Raw genomic sequence first — 15,720 nt, forward strand, 5'->3', positions numbered from 1 at the left:
TTGTCATCTGGAGGAACACAGAAATGACCACGGAAAAAGTGAAGTACGGCGTCCACTCCGAAGCCGGGAAACTGCGTAAAGTCATGGTTTGCTCCCCAGGTCTGGCCCATCAGCGGCTGACCCCGAACAACTGCGATGAACTGCTGTTCGATGACGTGCTGTGGGTGGCGCAGGCCAAGCGCGATCACTTCGACTTCGTCACCAAGATGCGCGAGCGCGGCATCGACGTGGTGGAAATGCACAACCTGCTGACCGACATCGTCGCCATCCCCGAAGCGCTGGACTGGATTCTTGAGCGCAAAGTGACGGCCGACTCGGTGGGCCTGGGCCTGATCAGCGAAGTGAAATCCTGGCTGAAAAGCCTCGAGCCACGCCACATCGCCGAATTCCTGATTGGCGGCGTGTCGGCCGATGATCTGCCGGACAGCTTCGGTGGCAAGACCATCCAGATGTTCCGCGACTTCCTCGGCCACTCCAGCTTCATCCTGCCGCCGCTGCCCAACACCCAGTTCACCCGCGACACTACCTGCTGGATCTACGGTGGCGTGACGCTGAACCCGATGTACTGGCCGGCGCGCCGTCAGGAAACCCTGCTGACCACCGCCATCTATAAATTCCATCCGCAATTCACCAACGCCGAATTCGAGATCTGGTACGGCGACCCGGACAAGGACCACGGCAACTCCACCCTTGAGGGCGGCGACGTCATGCCGATCGGCAACGGCGTGGTGCTGATCGGCATGGGCGAGCGCTCATCGCGGCAGGCCATCGGCCAACTGGCGCTGAACCTGTTCAACAACAAAGCGGTGGAAAAAGTCATCGTCGCCGGCCTGCCGAAGTCCCGCGCAGCAATGCACCTGGACACCGTGTTCAGCTTCTGCGACCGCGACCTGGTGACGATCTTCCCGGAAGTGGTCAACCAGATCGTCGCCTTCACCCTGCGTCCTGACGAAAGCAAACAGGGTGGCATCGACATCCGCCGCGAAGAAGGCAGCTTCCTCGACACCGTCGCTGCGGCGCTGAATCTGCCGAAACTGCGCGTGGTGGAAACTGGCGGCAACAGCTTCGCCGCCGAACGCGAGCAATGGGACGACGGCAACAACGTGGTGGCCATGGAACCGGGCGTGGTCATCGGCTACGACCGCAACACCTACACCAACACTCTGCTGCGCAAGGCTGGCGTGGAGGTCATCACCATCAGCGCCGGCGAGCTCGGCCGAGGCCGTGGCGGCGGCCACTGCATGACCTGCCCGATCATCCGCGACCCGATCGACTACTAATCTTTGAGCCTTCGCCGCGACTTATCGAGCGCGGCCAAGGGGATAACCGAAACCCAAGGAGATCCATCATGGCTTTTAACATTCACAACCGTAACCTGCTCAGCCTGGAACACCACACCCCACGTGAGCTGCGTTACCTGCTCGACCTGTCCCGTGATCTGAAACGCGCGAAATACACCGGCACCGAGCAACAACACCTGAAGGGCAACAACATCGCCCTGATTTTCGAGAAAACTTCGACCCGCACCCGTTGCGCCTTCGAAGTGGCGGCCTATGACCAAGGCGCAAACGTCACTTACATCGACCCGAACTCCTCGCAGATCGGCCACAAGGAAAGCATGAAGGACACCGCCCGCGTGCTCGGGCGCATGTATGACGCCATCGAGTACCGTGGCTTCAAACAGGAAATCGTCGAGGAGCTGGCCAAGTTCGCCGGCGTGCCGGTGTTCAACGGCCTGACCGATGAATATCACCCGACCCAGATGATCGCCGACGTGCTGACCATGCGTGAGCACGCCGACAAGCCGATCCATGAAATCAGCTACGCCTACCTGGGCGACGCGCGCAACAACATGGGTAACTCGCTGCTGCTGATCGGCGCCAAACTGGGCATGGACGTGCGCATCTGCGCGCCAAAAGCACTGTGGCCGCTGGACGATCTGGTGGCGCGCTGCAAAAAATACGGTGAGGAAAGCGGCGCACGCATTACCCTCACCGAAGATCCGAAAGAAGCGGTCAAAGGCGTGGACTTCATTCACACCGATGTCTGGGTGTCGATGGGTGAACCGGTGGAAGCCTGGGCCGAGCGCATTCAGCAACTGCTGCCGTATCAGGTCAACGCCGACCTGATGAAAGCCACCGGCAACCCGCGTACCAAGTTCATGCACTGCCTGCCGGCCTTTCACAACAGCGACACCAAGGTCGGCAAACAGATCGCCGAGCAGTATCCGCACCTGAAAAACGGCATCGAAGTGACCGACGACGTGTTCGAGTCGCCAGCCTGCATCGCCTTCGAGCAAGCGGAAAACCGCATGCACACGATCAAGGCGATTCTGGTTTCGACCCTGGCTGATCTCTGACGCCACAGCGCTCCCACTGAAGGAACCGGAAACCCAATGTGGGAGCGAGCCTGCTCGCGAAAGCGTCAGATCAGACAACATCACTGTTGAATGACATACCGCATTCGCGAGCAGGCTCGCTCCCACAGGGATATCGGTTCCGACAGGGAGATCGAGTCGTTTGCCATTCCTCTGCTTAGAAGGATTGCACCATGCGTATCGTCGTAGCCCTGGGCGGTAACGCCCTGCTCCGCCGTGGTGAGCCGATGACCGCTGACAACCAGCGCGCCAACATCCGCATCGCCACTGAGCAAATCGCCAAGATCCATCCCGGCAACCAACTGGTCATCGCTCACGGCAATGGACCGCAAGTCGGCCTGCTGTCGCTACAAGCGGCGGCCTACACCTCCGTCACCCCCTACCCGCTGGACGTGCTCGGTGCCGAAACCGAAGGCATGATCGGCTACATCATCGAACAGGAACTGGGCAATCTGCTCGACTTCGAAGTGCCGTTCGCCACCCTGCTGACCCAGGTCGAAGTCGACGCCAACGACCCGGCATTCAAGAACCCGACCAAACCGATCGGCCCGGTCTACGAGAAAGCCGAAGCGGAAAAACTCGCCGCCGAGAAAGGCTGGGCAATTGCTGCCGATGGCGACAAATTCCGCCGCGTCGTCGCCAGTCCACGGCCGAAACGCATCTTCGAAATCCGTCCGATCAAGTGGTTGCTGGACAAGGGCAGCATCGTCATCTGCGCCGGTGGCGGCGGGATTCCGACCATGTACGACGAGCAACGCAACCTCAAGGGCATCGAGGCGGTGATCGACAAGGACCTGTGCTCGTCGTTGCTCGCCGAGCAACTGGAAGCCGATCTGCTGGTGATCGCCACTGACGTCAACGCAGCGTTCATCGATTACGGCAAGCCGACGCAGAAAGCCATCGCCGAAGCCCACCCGGACGAACTCGAACGCCTTGGTTTCGCCGCCGGCTCGATGGGGCCGAAGGTGCAGGCAGCCTGCGAATTCGCGCGCCATACTGGCAACGTCGCGGTGATCGGTTCGCTGGCCGATATCGAAGCCATCGTCCAGGGCACCGCCGGTACGCGGGTCAGCACGGCGAAGCCGGGGATCAGCTACCGATAACAATAAACGCCGGGGCAGGCTCAAGACCTGCTCCGCTTCCATGCCTTGAAAGGAGTAGCTCAATGGCCCAGTTCGAACCTGGTCATCTGCACATCGAGCGGCACGCGTTGACCGACGATGACGTCAATTACAACGTGCATCTGGACTATGAAGTGTTCACCGATCCGCAGAAAGGCAAAGGGATTCAGTTCACCCTGCACGGCAGCATGCAGGGCAAGGACATGAAGGAGGCGTTTTTCCTGCCCAAGGAAGAGGCCTACAACTTCGCCCGCGATGTCACGCGGATCGCTGAGAAGTACGGCATACCCAAGACCCACAGCCAGATCGGCTCGGTGCACAAGCATTACGATCTGATGTTTGAAGACATTCGGCAGAAGTTGAATATGCAGTCGGGGGATCCGGTGAACCTCGAGCATTTCGAATAAAAATCAAAAGCCCCTCACCCTAGCCCTCTCCCGGAGGGAGAGGGAACCGATTGGGGGATGCTGCAGCATTGCGTCGACCTGATCCTGCATCACTGAATCCATAATCGCCCGGTACTTTCAGGTCGATGCATAACCCCAGACACCTCGGTCGGCTCCCTCTCCCTCCGGGAGAGGGCTGGGGTGAGGGGGCTTTTGATTTAAGGCATACTTGCCTCCCTCCGCTCTGCAGATCACTGAACCGCCCCCATGCGTATCCACGTCAGCTTCATCGACCGCGTCGGCATCACCCAGGAAGTCCTGGCTATCCTCGGTGGGCGCAATCTCAATCTGGATGCGGTGGAGATGATCCCGCCGAACGTCTACATCGACGCGCCGACCCTCAGCCCGCAAGTGCTCGAAGAACTCAAAGATGCGCTGTTTCGCGTGCTCGGCGTGGAAGCGGTGACCGTGGTCGATATCCTCCCCGGCCAGCGCCGGCACTTGCAGCTAGATGCCCTGCTCGCGGCGATGACCGACCCGGTGCTGGCCCTCGACAGCGCCGGCAAGGTGCTGCTGGCCAACCCGGCGTTGATTGCCCTGTACGGTCGCGAACCGGCCGGTGAAAGCGTCTCGGCGCTGTTCAATGATCCCGGCCTGCTCGATACCCTGCTGGAAAACGGCTTTCGCCTGCCGCTGCGCGAAATCACCGTCAACGGCCAGACCCTGCTGCTCGACGCCACGCCGATCACCGACGCCGGCGCCCTGCTGACCCTGTATCAACCAAATCGCATCGGCGAACAACTCTCGGCACTGCACCACGATCACGCCGAAGGCTTCGACGCGCTGCTCGGCGAGTCTCCGGCGATCCGCACACTCAAGGCCCGTGCGCAACGCGTCGCCGCCCTTGATGCACCGTTGTTGATTCAAGGCGAAACCGGTACCGGTAAAGAACTCGTCGCCCGCGCTTGCCATGCCATCAGTGCGCGGCACAGCGCTCCGTTTCTCGCCCTCAACTGCGCAGCGCTGCCGGAAAACCTCGCCGAGAGCGAACTGTTCGGCTATGCCCCCGGCGCCTTCACTGGTGCGGCGCGTGGCGGTAAACCGGGGCTGATGGAACTGGCCAACCAGGGCACGGTGTTCCTCGATGAAATCGGCGAGATGTCGCCGTACTTGCAGGCCAAATTGCTGCGTTTTCTCAACGACGGCAGCTTCCGCCGCGTCGGTGGTGATCGTGAAGTGAAGGTCAACGTACGCATCCTCAGCGCGACCCACCGCGATCTGGAAAAAATGGTCAGCGAAGGCCTGTTCCGCGAGGACCTGTTCTATCGCCTCAACGTGCTCAACGTCGAAGTGCCGCCGCTGCGTGAACGCGGTCAGGACATCCTGCTGCTGGCGCGCTACTTCATGCAGCAGGCCTGTGCGCAGATCCAGCGCCCGGTCTGCCGCCTGGCGCCCGGCACTTATCCGGCGCTGCTCGGCAATCGCTGGCCGGGCAACGTGCGGCAATTGCAGAACGTGATTTTCCGTGCGGCGGCGATTTGCGAGAGCAGCCTGGTCGATATCGGCGACCTCGACATCGCCGGCACCTCCGTCGCGCGCCAGACCGACACTGAGGTGGAAAGTCTCGAACAAGCGGTCGAATCGTTCGAAAGGGCGCTGCTGGAAAAGCTTTACGTCAGCTATCCCTCGACCCGGCAACTGGCGAGCCGCTTGCAAACCTCGCACACCGCCATCGCCCATCGCCTGCGCAAATACGGCATTCCCAATAAACCCTGACTCACCGCGCATCCCTATTGCAGGAAATTCCCCATGTGGGAGCGAGCCTGCTCGCGAAAGCGGTCTATCAGCGAAATAGCTGGCGCCTGACACACCGTCTTCGCGAGCAGGCTCGCTCCCACAAGGTTTTATGGCGGATTCAAAATCCGTTCAAAAACGACCTCTATCTGTACCGAAAGCGCTACAGCGGAACGATATCGCTACACCCGCCTGTGACCAGCGCTGCGCAACGCTTTGATCCGATTAAGCTTTTCTCCTCGCCCCAAGCTGTAGCGATTTCGCTACAGGCGCAACCTGCCGACACCCACCTAAAAACTCCAAGCCATTGATTTATATAGATAAATCAACCTTGGCCGCATTCTTGCTACCTGCCTCCTCATGTATTAAGGGCTTCCCCGCCCCAAGCTTTCCACCGCGTCCACCAGACGAGTCTGGCCCCTGAGGAGTTTCCATGAGCGAGTTGCGTTTTACTGAAGATCACGAATGGCTGCGCACCGAAGCCGACGGCAGTGTCACTGTCGGCATCACCGCATTCGCGCAGAACGCCTTGGGCGACGTGGTGTTCGTGCAACTGCCTGAGCTGCAGGCTTACGAAAAAGGCGCTGAAGCCGCCACCGTGGAATCGGTGAAAGCCGCCAGCGGCGTGTACATGCCGCTCGATGGCGACGTGCTGGAAGTCAACCCGGCGCTGGAAAACGCCCCGGAACTGGTCAACGAAGATCCGCTGGGCGAAGGCTGGTTCTTCCGCTTCCAGCCAAGCGACGCCGCCGCTGTCGGCGAACTGCTCGATCAGGACGCCTATGACCGCCTGATCAAAGCCCAAGCCGAAGCCTGAGGAATTACCCCATGACCGCCATCAATCTCGGCACCGCCAACGAATTCATCGCCCGTCACATCGGCCCGCGCGCCGGTGACGAGCAAGCCATGCTCAACAGCCTCGGCTTCGATTCCCTCGAAGCGCTGAGCGCCAGCGTCATCCCGGAAAGCATCAAGGGCACCAGCGTGCTGGGCATGGACGACGGCCTCAGCGAGGCCGACGCCCTGGCGATGATCAAATCCATCGCTGGCAAAAACCAACTGTTCAAAACCTACATCGGCCAGGGCTACTACAACTGCCACACGCCGTCGCCGATCCTGCGCAACCTGCTGGAAAACCCGGCCTGGTACACCGCTTACACCCCATACCAGCCAGAAATTTCCCAGGGCCGTCTCGAAGCGCTGCTGAACTTCCAGACCATGATCAGCGACCTCACCGGCCTGCCGATCGCCAACGCCTCGCTGCTCGACGAAGCCACCGCCGCTGCCGAAGCCATGACCTTCTGCAAACGCCTGAGCAAGAACAAGGGCAGCCACCAGTTCTTCGCCTCGATCCACAGCCATCCGCAGACCCTCGACGTGCTGCGCACCCGTGCCGAGCCGCTCGGTATTGACGTGGTCGTGGGCGATGAGCGCGAACTGACTGACGTCACGCCGTTCTTCGGCGCGCTGCTGCAATACCCGGCGAGCAACGGTGATGTGTTCGACTACCGCGAGCTGACCGAGCGCTTCCACGCCGCCAACGCTCTGGTGGCCGTGGCCGCTGACCTGCTCGCCCTGACCCTGCTCACCGCACCGGGCGAATTCGGTGCCGACGTCGCCATCGGTTCGGCGCAACGCTTCGGCGTGCCGCTGGGCTTCGGTGGCCCGCACGCCGCTTACTTCTCCACCAAGGATGCGTTCAAGCGCGACATGCCCGGCCGTCTGGTCGGTGTCTCGGTTGACCGTTTCGGCAAGCCGGCCCTGCGTCTGGCGATGCAGACCCGCGAGCAGCACATCCGCCGCGAAAAGGCCACCTCGAACATCTGCACCGCTCAAGTGCTGCTGGCCAACATCGCCAGCATGTATGCCGTCTATCACGGCCCGAAAGGCCTGACGCAGATCGCCAACCGCGTGCATCACCTGACCGCGATCCTGGCCAAGGGCCTGACCGCGCTGGGCGCTCAAGTCGAACAAGCCAGTTTCTTCGACACCCTGACCATCGCCACCGGCGCGCACACCGCCGCGCTGCACGACAAGGCGCATGCTGAGCAGATCAATTTGCGCGTGATCGACGCCGAACGTCTGGGCCTGTCGGTCGACGAAACCACCACTCAGGCTGATATCGAAACCCTGTGGGGCCTGTTCGCCGACGGCCAAACCCTGCCGGACTTCGCTGCGCTGGCCGCCTCGGTGCAGAGCACCATCCCTGCTGCGCTGGTGCGCCAGTCGCCGATCCTCAGCCACCCGGTGTTCAACCGTTACCACTCGGAAACCGAGCTGATGCGCTACCTGCGCAAACTGGCGGACAAAGACCTGGCGCTGGATCGCACGATGATCCCGCTGGGCTCGTGCACCATGAAACTCAACGCCGCCAGTGAAATGATCCCGGTGACCTGGGCCGAATTCGGTGCACTGCACCCGTTCGCCCCGGCCGCACAAAGCGCCGGTTACCAGCAACTGACCGATGAGCTGGAAGCGATGCTCTGCGCCGCCACCGGTTACGACTCGATCTCGCTGCAACCGAACGCTGGTTCGCAAGGCGAATACGCAGGTCTCCTGGCGATCCGCGCCTACCACCAGAGCCGTGGCGATGAGCGCCGCGACATCTGCCTGATCCCGTCGTCGGCCCACGGCACCAACCCGGCCACCGCGCAAATGGCTGGTATGCGTGTGGTCGTCACCGCGTGCGATGCCCGTGGCAACGTCGACATTGAAGACCTGCGCGCCAAAGCCATCGAGCACCGCGAACACCTCGCCGCGCTGATGATCACCTACCCGTCGACCCACGGCGTGTTCGAAGAAGGCATCCGCGAAATCTGCGCGATCATTCACGACAACGGCGGCCAGGTGTACATCGACGGCGCCAACATGAACGCCATGGTCGGCCTCTGCGCACCGGGCAAGTTCGGCGGCGACGTTTCGCACCTGAACCTGCACAAAACCTTCTGCATCCCGCACGGCGGTGGCGGCCCGGGCGTTGGCCCGATCGGCGTCAAGTCGCACCTGACCCCGTTCCTGCCGGGCCACGGCCAGATGGAACGCAAGGAAGGCGCGGTCTGCGCGGCACCGTTCGGCAGCGCAAGTATTTTGCCGATCACCTGGATGTACATCCGCATGATGGGTGGCGCCGGTCTCAAACGCGCTTCGCAGCTGGCGATCCTCAATGCCAACTACATTTCCCGCCGCCTCGAAGAGCATTACCCAGTGCTGTACACCGGCAGCAACGGCCTGGTGGCGCACGAGTGCATCCTCGATCTGCGTCCACTCAAAGACAGCAGCGGCATCAGCGTCGATGACGTCGCCAAGCGCCTGATCGACTTCGGCTTCCATGCGCCGACCATGTCGTTCCCGGTCGCCGGCACATTGATGATCGAGCCGACCGAAAGCGAATCCAAGGAAGAACTGGACCGCTTCTGCGACGCCATGATCCGCATCCGCGAAGAAATCCGCGCAGTGGAAAACGGCACGCTGGACAAGGAAGACAACCCGCTGAAAAACGCCCCGCACACCGCAGCGGAACTGGTCGGCGAATGGACCCACCCGTACAGCCGTGAGCAAGCCGTTTACCCGGTCGCGTCGCTGATCGAAGGCAAATACTGGCCGCCGGTCGGCCGTGTCGACAACGTCTTCGGCGATCGCAACCTGGTCTGTGCCTGCCCGTCGATCGAAAGCTACGCTTAATGGAATGAGGGGCTGAATATCGGCCCCGATTTCAGCAATACCCTAGATCCCCCTGTGGGAGCGAGCCTGCTCGCGAAGGCGCCATTTCAGTCAACGTAAATGGTGGCTGATCCGACGCTTTCGCGAGCAGGCTCGCTCCCACAAGGGATCTGCACCGATCTCAAAAACTGCGCCAATCCCCATAACAAGAAACCGGAGAACCACTCATGTCGTTAAGCGTGTTCGACCTGTTCAAGATTGGCATCGGTCCCTCCAGTTCCCACACCGTCGGCCCGATGCGCGCGGCTGCGCGCTTTGCCGAGGGCTTACGCCGTGAAAACCTGCTGACCAGCACCGCCAGCGTGCGTGTCGAGCTGTACGGTTCGCTCGGTGCTACCGGCAAAGGTCACGGCAGCGATAAAGCCGTGCTGCTCGGCCTTGAAGGCGAGCACCCGGACACAGTCGACACCGAAACCGTCGCCGCGCGCCTGCAGGAAATTCGCGGCAACGGCCGCTTGAACCTGCTCGGCGAACACAGCATTGCGTTCAACGAGAAAGAACATCTGGCAATGATCCGCAAACCGTTGGCCTATCACCCCAACGGCATGATCTTTCGCGCCTTCGATGCGGCGGGGATTCAGATCCGCAGTCGCGAGTACTACTCGGTTGGCGGTGGTTTTGTTGTCGATGAAGATGCAGCCGGTGCCGATCGCATCGTCGAAGACGCCACGCCACTGACCTTCCCCTTCAAAAGCGCCAAGGATTTGCTTGGCCATTGCGCTACGTACGGGCTGTCGATCAGCCAGGTGATGCTGACCAATGAAAGCGCCTGGCGCCCGGAAGCCGAAACCCGTGCCGGCCTGCTGAAAATCTGGCAAGTGATGCAGGACTGCGTCGCTGCTGGCTGTCGTAACGAAGGTATCTTGCCGGGCGGTTTGAAGGTCAAACGCCGGGCGGCGGCGCTGCATCGGCAATTGTGCAAGAACCCGGAATCGGCCCTGCGCGATCCGCTGTCGGTGCTCGACTGGGTCAATCTTTATGCACTGGCGGTCAACGAAGAAAACGCCAACGGCGGACGCGTGGTCACTGCGCCCACCAATGGCGCGGCGGGGATCATTCCGGCGGTGCTGCATTACTACATGCGTTTTATCCCCGGGGCGAATGACGACGGTGTCGTGCGATTTCTGCTGACAGCTGCCGCAATCGGCATTCTTTACAAGGAAAACGCTTCGATCTCCGGCGCCGAAGTCGGTTGTCAGGGTGAGGTCGGTGTGGCCTGTTCAATGGCGGCCGGCGCTCTGTGCGAAGTGCTCGGCGGCAGCGTGCAACAAGTCGAAAACGCCGCGGAAATCGGCATGGAACACAACCTCGGCCTGACCTGCGACCCGATCGGCGGCCTGGTGCAAGTCCCGTGCATCGAGCGCAATGCGATGGGTTCGGTGAAAGCCATCAATGCCGTGCGCATGGCCATGCGTGGCGACGGCCAGCATTTCGTCTCCCTCGACAAAGTCATCCGCACCATGCGCCAGACCGGCGCCGACATGAAAAGCAAATACAAGGAAACCGCCCGCGGCGGCCTGGCGGTCAACATTATCGAATGCTGATTACCAACTCAGCCAAACGTAACTAGCTCCCTCTCCCTCCGGGAGAGGGCTGGGGTGAGGGGCTCTTGATCTTGCCTCTCACCCGCAACCCAAATTCAAAGGAGCCACGCATGTCCACCGAACAACTCTCGAAAACCCCGCTGCACGCACTGCACCTCGAACTCGGCGCGCGCATGGTGCCGTTCGCCGGCTACGACATGCCCGTGCAATACCCGCTCGGAGTGATGAAAGAACATCAGCACACCCGTGAGCAAGCCGGGCTGTTCGACGTCTCGCACATGGGCCAGATTCGTCTGACCGGTGCCAATGCGGCCAAAGCCCTGGAAACCCTGGTGCCGGTGGACATCATCGACCTGCCGGTGGGCATGCAGCGTTATGCGATGTTCACCAACGAAAGCGGCGGCATCCTCGACGACCTGATGGTTGCCAATCTGGGCAATGACGAGTTGTTCCTGGTGGTCAACGCCGCGTGCAAGGATCAGGATCTCGCGCATCTGCAAAAACACATCGGCGATCAGTGCACCATTACGGCGCTGTTCGAAGAGCGCGCCCTGCTCGCCCTGCAAGGTCCGGCAGCCGTCACGGTGCTGACGCGTCTTGCGCCGGACGTGGCGAAGATGACCTTCATGCAGTTCAACCGTGTGTCGTTGCTGGGCGTTGAGTGCTTTGTCAGCCGTTCGGGCTACACCGGTGAAGACGGTTTCGAAATCTCTGTACCGGCCGCCGAAGCGGAAAAACTCGCCCGCGCCCTGCTCGCCGAACCAGAGGTTCAGACCATCGGTCTTGGCGCCCGCGACTCGCTGCGTCTGGAAGCCGGCCTGTGCCTGTACGGCCATGACATGAACACCGAAACCACGCCGATCGAAGCCAGCCTGCTTTGGGCGATCTCCAAGCCCCGCCGCGCCGATGGCGCGCGGGCCGGCGGTTTCCCGGGCGCCGAGCAGATCTTCGCGCAGCAACAGAACGGCGTCGCACGCAAACGCGTCGGCCTGCTGCCACAGGAGCGTACCCCGGTGCGTGAAGGCGCAGAGATCGTCAACGAGGCCGGCGAGATCATCGGCAGCGTCTGCAGCGGCGGCTTTGGTCCGACCTTGGGCGGCCCATTGGCGATGGGTTACCTCGACAGCGCCTACGTCACGCTCGATACGCCCGTATGGGCCATCGTCCGTGGGAAAAAGGTGCAAATGCTTGTAAGCAAAATGCCATTTGTTCCACAACGCTACTATCGCGGTTGATCGACTGTTTCTATAAGTAACGCGATTGCGTTATGCGTGCACTAATGTGTAACGCAATCGCCATAAAACAGTGCGTTTTTTAACATCTTTTTCGGATATGAACGTTGCTTATAACGACTGCAAAAAACTGAACCAGACAATCGTCCAAGACTGCACTAGTGAACTGACTAATTGCCGCGAAGAGCAGTAAAACCGGGGTCTTCGCAGGGCTTGTTTTTTCTCCCGTAGTTGGCGTAGAGTTTGTCCACTGTGTTTGCATGGGTCAGCTTGGAATCGTGACCTGGGCAGTAGCCTACAAGTTAGCTACATCCCGCTCGACGTCTTCTTACTCCTTGCAACCAGCTCCAGTACTCTTTCATGTGAAAGGGGCTGTCATCAATTTATGCGTCAAAGGAAATAAGAAATGTCCACACGTCAGAGCGGTACCGTCAAGTGGTTTAACGACGAGAAAGGTTTTGGTTTTATCACTCCAGAAAGCGGTCCGGATCTGTTCGTACATTTCCGCGCCATTCAGGGCAACGGCTTCAAGAGCCTGAAAGAAGGCCAGAAGGTGACTTTCGTTGCCGTGCAAGGCCAGAAAGGCATGCAGGCTGACGAAGTACAAGCAGAAGCCTGATCTTCTGATACGAAAAAGCCCCTGATATTGATATCAGGGGCTTTTTTGTGCGCGCTTATCCGTAAAATGGCGCTTCCATTCGCGTCCCGAGGCTGCCATGTCGAAACACCTGCTCACGCCGCAAGGGGACTTTCCTCCCGTTGCTCTCGGTCGTCGTCTGGCGGCGATGTTCTACGACTTCCTGCTGTGCACCGCCCTGCTGATCGTCACCGGATTCATCTATAAGTTGATCCAGGCGGCGATCATTGGCGAAGAGCGTCTGCGAGTGATGACCGACGCCGGCCAGCTGGATGGTGATCCGCTCTACTCCACGGTGCTGCTGTTGGTATTGTTCGGCTTCTTTGCCAAGTTCTGGACCCATGGCGGGCAGACACTGGGCATGCAGGTGTGGGGGATCCGCGTGCAGAACGCCAACGGCACAGCGATCAGCCTGTGGCAGGCGCTGCTGCGCTTTATGGTGTCGATCGCGTCGTGGTTGTGTGTCGGGCTGGGATTCTTCTGGTCGCTGTTCGACAAGCAGAAACGCACTTGGCACGACATCTATTCGGATACGCGTGTGGTGCGGATCCCGAAGAAGAGCAAATAATTTCCATGCTCAAGAGTCGGCCTGTGGTGAGGGGATTTATCCCCGTTGGGTGGCGAAGCCGCCCCAAAATCAACCACCGCGGTGTATCAGACACACCGCGTGCGCTTCCTAACGACTGCTACGCAGCCGAACGGGGATAAATCCCCTCACCACAGGGCTCACTCATACAAGGGGTTCACTCAGGCGTTACCGGCCAATTTCATCCGCGCTGCCTGGGTGAAGTCGAGCATGCGCTTCAACGGGCGGATCGCTTGGGGAATCAGCGCCGGATCGACAAAGATCTCGTTGGTGCCTTCCTTCAAGCTCTTGAGCGTGCGCTCAAGGGTGTTCATGGCCATCCACGGGCAATGTGCGCAACTGCGGCAAGCCGCGCCGTTACCGGCGGTAGGCGCTTCGATGAAGACCTTGTCCGGGCACAGCTGCTGCATCTTGTAGAAGATGCCACGGTCGGTGGCGACGATCAGGGTCTTGTTCGGCAGGCTTTGCGCGGCAGCGATCAACTGGCTGGTGGAACCGACGGCGTCCGCCAGTTCGATCACCGAAGTCGGCGACTCGGGATGCACCAGAATCGCCGCGTCCGGGTACAGCGCCTTCATGTCTTCGAGCTGCTTGGACTTGAATTCTTCATGGACGATGCAAGCACCGTCCCACAGCAGCATGTCGGCGCCGGTCTTGCGCTGAATATAAGTGCCCAAGTGCTTGTCCGGGCCCCAGATGATCGTCTCGCCGTTGTCCATCAGGCTTTCGACGATCTCCAGTGCACAGCTCGAAGTCACCACCCAGTCAGCCCGAGCCTTCACGGCGGCGGAAGTATTGGCATAAACCACCACGGTGCGTTCCGGGTGCTGGTCGCAGAACGCCGAGAACTCATCGACCGGGCAACCCAGGTCCAGCGAGCACGTCGCCTCCAGGGTCGGCATCAGCACGCGTTTTTCCGGGTTGAGAATCTTTGCAGTCTCGCCCATGAACTTCACGCCGGCGACCACCACGGTCTTGGCCGGATGGGCATTGCCGAAGCGGGCCATTTCCAGGGAATCGGATACACAGCCGCCGGTCTCTTCGGCCAGGGCCTGAATCACCGGATCGCAATAAAAGTGGGCAACCAGCACCGCGTCCTGAGCCTTGAGCTCGGCGGCGATGGCGGAACGGTAATAAGCCTCCTCTTCTGCCGTCAGCGGTTTGGGCTGTTTGGCGTCGAGGTGGGCTTGAACCAGAAGGCGTTCGGAAATCTGCGTCATGTTCGCAAGACCTGCAGGCGCATTCGCGCGAAAGTCGAGTATACACCCGGCTCCGGACCGTTAGAGGGTACCGCCGGGAGAGTGAGTATCATCAGGCACGGACAGCGTTGAAGCTGCGCAAGGCTACAGAATATCCCGTTGATACAAAAGATGATTCTGACCTGTGTCAGGCCGCCCGCGCTGAAACGTCGAACGCCCGAATTGCAGGCAAAAAAAAACCCGGAAATCCTCACTTTCGTGGGCCTTCCGGATTTTCTAAACCGCCAAATATGGTGGGTCGTGTGGGATTCGAACCTACGACCAATTGGTTAAAAGCCAACTGCTCTACCAACTGAGCTAACGACCCGCTGTGTGGTGGCGCGTATAATACTGATTTCTAAGGACTATTCAACACCTTTTTTGAAAAAGATCAAAAATAAGGAGTTGGATCGCTCACACCCGCCGCCGCGAAGCCTTCAGCACGCAGGCGGCAGCTGTCACATTTGCCGCAGGCGCGGCCGTCATCGTCTGCCTGATAGCAGGAAACCGTGAGGCCATAATCCACGCCCAGCTTCACGCCAGCCTGGACGATCTGCGCCTTGCTCAGGTTTTGCAGTGGCGCCTGAATGCGGAAGCCATTGCCTTCCACGCCCGCTTTGGTGGCCAGGTTGGCCATGCGCTCGAACGACTCGATGAACTCGGGACGGCAATCCGGGTAGCCGGAATAATCCACTGCATTGACGCCGATGAAGATGTCGCGCGCGCCGAGCACTTCGGCCCAACCCAGCGCCAACGACAGAAACACGGTGTTGCGCGCCGGCACATAAGTCACCGGAATGCCTTCGCCCAGCTCTTCCGGAATGTCGATGCTGGTGTCAGTCAGCGCCGAGCCGCCCATGCCGTTGAGATTCAGGCCAATGACCTTGTGCTCGACCACTCCCAGATCGCGAGCAACGCGGGCGGCGGCATGCAATTCAGCATGGGAGCGCTGGCCGTAATCGAAGCTCATGGTATAGCAGGCGTAGCCTTCGGCGCGTGCCATCGCCACCACGGTGGCCGAGTCGAGGCCGCCCGAAAGCAGGATAACGGCACGTTTTTCGGTAGTGTTCGGTTGTTCAATCATC

At 60.4% G+C, this 15,720-nt stretch carries 13 protein-coding genes and 1 tRNA gene; 11 read left to right on the top strand and 3 right to left on the bottom strand.

Going from position 1 to position 15,720, the window contains the following annotated elements; translation table 11 throughout:
* The first annotated feature begins 23 nt into the window (after positions 1–23).
* The 11 genes from arcA (at position 24) to ACZ9BE_RS17955 (ending at position 13,379) form a co-directional block, all read left to right on the top strand.
* The gene (gene arcA / locus ACZ9BE_RS17905; RefSeq protein WP_016773516.1) at positions 24–1,280 is read left to right on the top strand and encodes an arginine deiminase; all 1,257 of its coding nucleotides are present in this window, start codon (positions 24–26) and stop codon (positions 1,278–1,280) included.
* Positions 1,281–1,348: 68 nt separating this feature from the next.
* Entirely contained in the window at positions 1,349–2,359 is a 1,011-nt protein-coding gene (locus ACZ9BE_RS17910; RefSeq protein WP_024014074.1) for an ornithine carbamoyltransferase, read from the top strand.
* Between the two features lie 191 nt (positions 2,360–2,550).
* The gene (arcC, locus tag ACZ9BE_RS17915) at positions 2,551–3,480 is read left to right on the top strand and encodes a carbamate kinase (protein WP_476249758.1); all 930 of its coding nucleotides are present in this window, start codon (positions 2,551–2,553) and stop codon (positions 3,478–3,480) included.
* A gap of 62 nt (positions 3,481–3,542) precedes the next feature.
* Entirely contained in the window at positions 3,543–3,905 is a 363-nt protein-coding gene (locus ACZ9BE_RS17920; RefSeq protein ID WP_041479784.1) for a DUF5064 family protein, read from the top strand.
* Positions 3,906–4,151: 246 nt separating this feature from the next.
* Positions 4,152–5,660, top strand: coding sequence for a sigma-54-dependent transcriptional regulator (locus tag ACZ9BE_RS17925; RefSeq protein WP_095181474.1), 1,509 nt, complete (start codon positions 4,152–4,154; stop codon positions 5,658–5,660).
* A 451-nt stretch (positions 5,661–6,111) separates the two neighbouring features.
* Positions 6,112–6,495 carry a glycine cleavage system protein GcvH gene (gene gcvH, locus ACZ9BE_RS17930; RefSeq protein WP_150741947.1) on the top strand — a complete coding sequence of 128 codons (384 nt, stop codon included), beginning with the start codon at positions 6,112–6,114 and terminating at the stop codon, positions 6,493–6,495.
* Between the two features lie 11 nt (positions 6,496–6,506).
* A complete protein-coding gene (gene gcvP, locus ACZ9BE_RS17935; RefSeq protein ID WP_476249759.1) occupies positions 6,507–9,359 on the top strand; it encodes an aminomethyl-transferring glycine dehydrogenase in 2,853 nt (950 codons plus the stop codon).
* 206 nt (positions 9,360–9,565) lie between these two features.
* A complete protein-coding gene (locus ACZ9BE_RS17940; RefSeq protein ID WP_016773512.1) occupies positions 9,566–10,942 on the top strand; it encodes an L-serine ammonia-lyase in 1,377 nt (458 codons plus the stop codon).
* A 110-nt stretch (positions 10,943–11,052) separates the two neighbouring features.
* Positions 11,053–12,177: a glycine cleavage system aminomethyltransferase GcvT gene (gcvT, locus tag ACZ9BE_RS17945; RefSeq protein WP_476249760.1), complete on the top strand. Its 1,125-nt coding sequence runs from the start codon at positions 11,053–11,055 to the stop codon at positions 12,175–12,177.
* A 403-nt stretch (positions 12,178–12,580) separates the two neighbouring features.
* Positions 12,581–12,793 carry a cold-shock protein gene (locus tag ACZ9BE_RS17950; RefSeq protein ID WP_003227496.1) on the top strand — a complete coding sequence of 71 codons (213 nt, stop codon included), beginning with the start codon at positions 12,581–12,583 and terminating at the stop codon, positions 12,791–12,793.
* Between the two features lie 97 nt (positions 12,794–12,890).
* Positions 12,891–13,379: an RDD family protein gene (locus ACZ9BE_RS17955; RefSeq protein WP_024014082.1), complete on the top strand. Its 489-nt coding sequence runs from the start codon at positions 12,891–12,893 to the stop codon at positions 13,377–13,379.
* Positions 13,380–13,558: 179 nt separating this feature from the next.
* Here ACZ9BE_RS17955 and nadA read toward each other — a convergent pair whose 3' ends face one another.
* The 3 genes from nadA to queC all read right to left on the bottom strand — a co-directional run bounded on the left by nadA (position 13,559) and on the right by queC (position 15,719).
* Positions 13,559–14,617 carry a quinolinate synthase NadA gene (gene nadA / locus ACZ9BE_RS17960; RefSeq protein WP_016773509.1) on the bottom strand — a complete coding sequence of 353 codons (1,059 nt, stop codon included), beginning with the start codon at positions 14,615–14,617 and terminating at the stop codon, positions 13,559–13,561.
* 270 nt (positions 14,618–14,887) lie between these two features.
* Positions 14,888–14,963: transfer RNA gene (locus ACZ9BE_RS17965), tRNA-Lys, on the bottom strand.
* Between the two features lie 63 nt (positions 14,964–15,026).
* The gene (gene queC / locus ACZ9BE_RS17970) at positions 15,027–15,719 is read right to left on the bottom strand and encodes a 7-cyano-7-deazaguanine synthase QueC (protein WP_056787919.1); all 693 of its coding nucleotides are present in this window, start codon (positions 15,717–15,719) and stop codon (positions 15,027–15,029) included.
* Between the last annotated feature and the right edge of the window lies 1 nt (position 15,720).

It is taken from the genome of Pseudomonas sp. TE9122 (genome assembly GCF_056278925.1).

Excerpts from the sequence above, each read along its gene's own strand:
- ACZ9BE_RS17925 (WP_095181474.1), top strand. The coding sequence starts at position 4,152 with ATGCGTATCCACGTCAGCTTCATCGACCGCGTCGGCATCACCCAGGAA.
- gcvP (WP_476249759.1), top strand. The coding sequence starts at position 6,507 with ATGACCGCCATCAATCTCGGCACCGCCAACGAATTCATCGCCCGTCAC.
- gcvH (WP_150741947.1), top strand. The coding sequence starts at position 6,112 with ATGAGCGAGTTGCGTTTTACTGAAGATCACGAATGGCTGCGCACCGAA.
- ACZ9BE_RS17910 (WP_024014074.1), top strand. The coding sequence starts at position 1,349 with ATGGCTTTTAACATTCACAACCGTAACCTGCTCAGCCTGGAACACCAC.
- nadA (WP_016773509.1), bottom strand. The coding sequence starts at position 14,617 with ATGACGCAGATTTCCGAACGCCTTCTGGTTCAAGCCCACCTCGACGCC.
- ACZ9BE_RS17950 (WP_003227496.1), top strand. The coding sequence starts at position 12,581 with ATGTCCACACGTCAGAGCGGTACCGTCAAGTGGTTTAACGACGAGAAA.
- ACZ9BE_RS17920 (WP_041479784.1), top strand. The coding sequence starts at position 3,543 with ATGGCCCAGTTCGAACCTGGTCATCTGCACATCGAGCGGCACGCGTTG.
- ACZ9BE_RS17940 (WP_016773512.1), top strand. The coding sequence starts at position 9,566 with ATGTCGTTAAGCGTGTTCGACCTGTTCAAGATTGGCATCGGTCCCTCC.
- queC (WP_056787919.1), bottom strand. The coding sequence starts at position 15,719 with ATGATTGAACAACCGAACACTACCGAAAAACGTGCCGTTATCCTGCTT.
- arcC (WP_476249758.1), top strand. The coding sequence starts at position 2,551 with ATGCGTATCGTCGTAGCCCTGGGCGGTAACGCCCTGCTCCGCCGTGGT.
- arcA (WP_016773516.1), top strand. The coding sequence starts at position 24 with ATGACCACGGAAAAAGTGAAGTACGGCGTCCACTCCGAAGCCGGGAAA.
- ACZ9BE_RS17955 (WP_024014082.1), top strand. The coding sequence starts at position 12,891 with ATGTCGAAACACCTGCTCACGCCGCAAGGGGACTTTCCTCCCGTTGCT.
- gcvT (WP_476249760.1), top strand. The coding sequence starts at position 11,053 with ATGTCCACCGAACAACTCTCGAAAACCCCGCTGCACGCACTGCACCTC.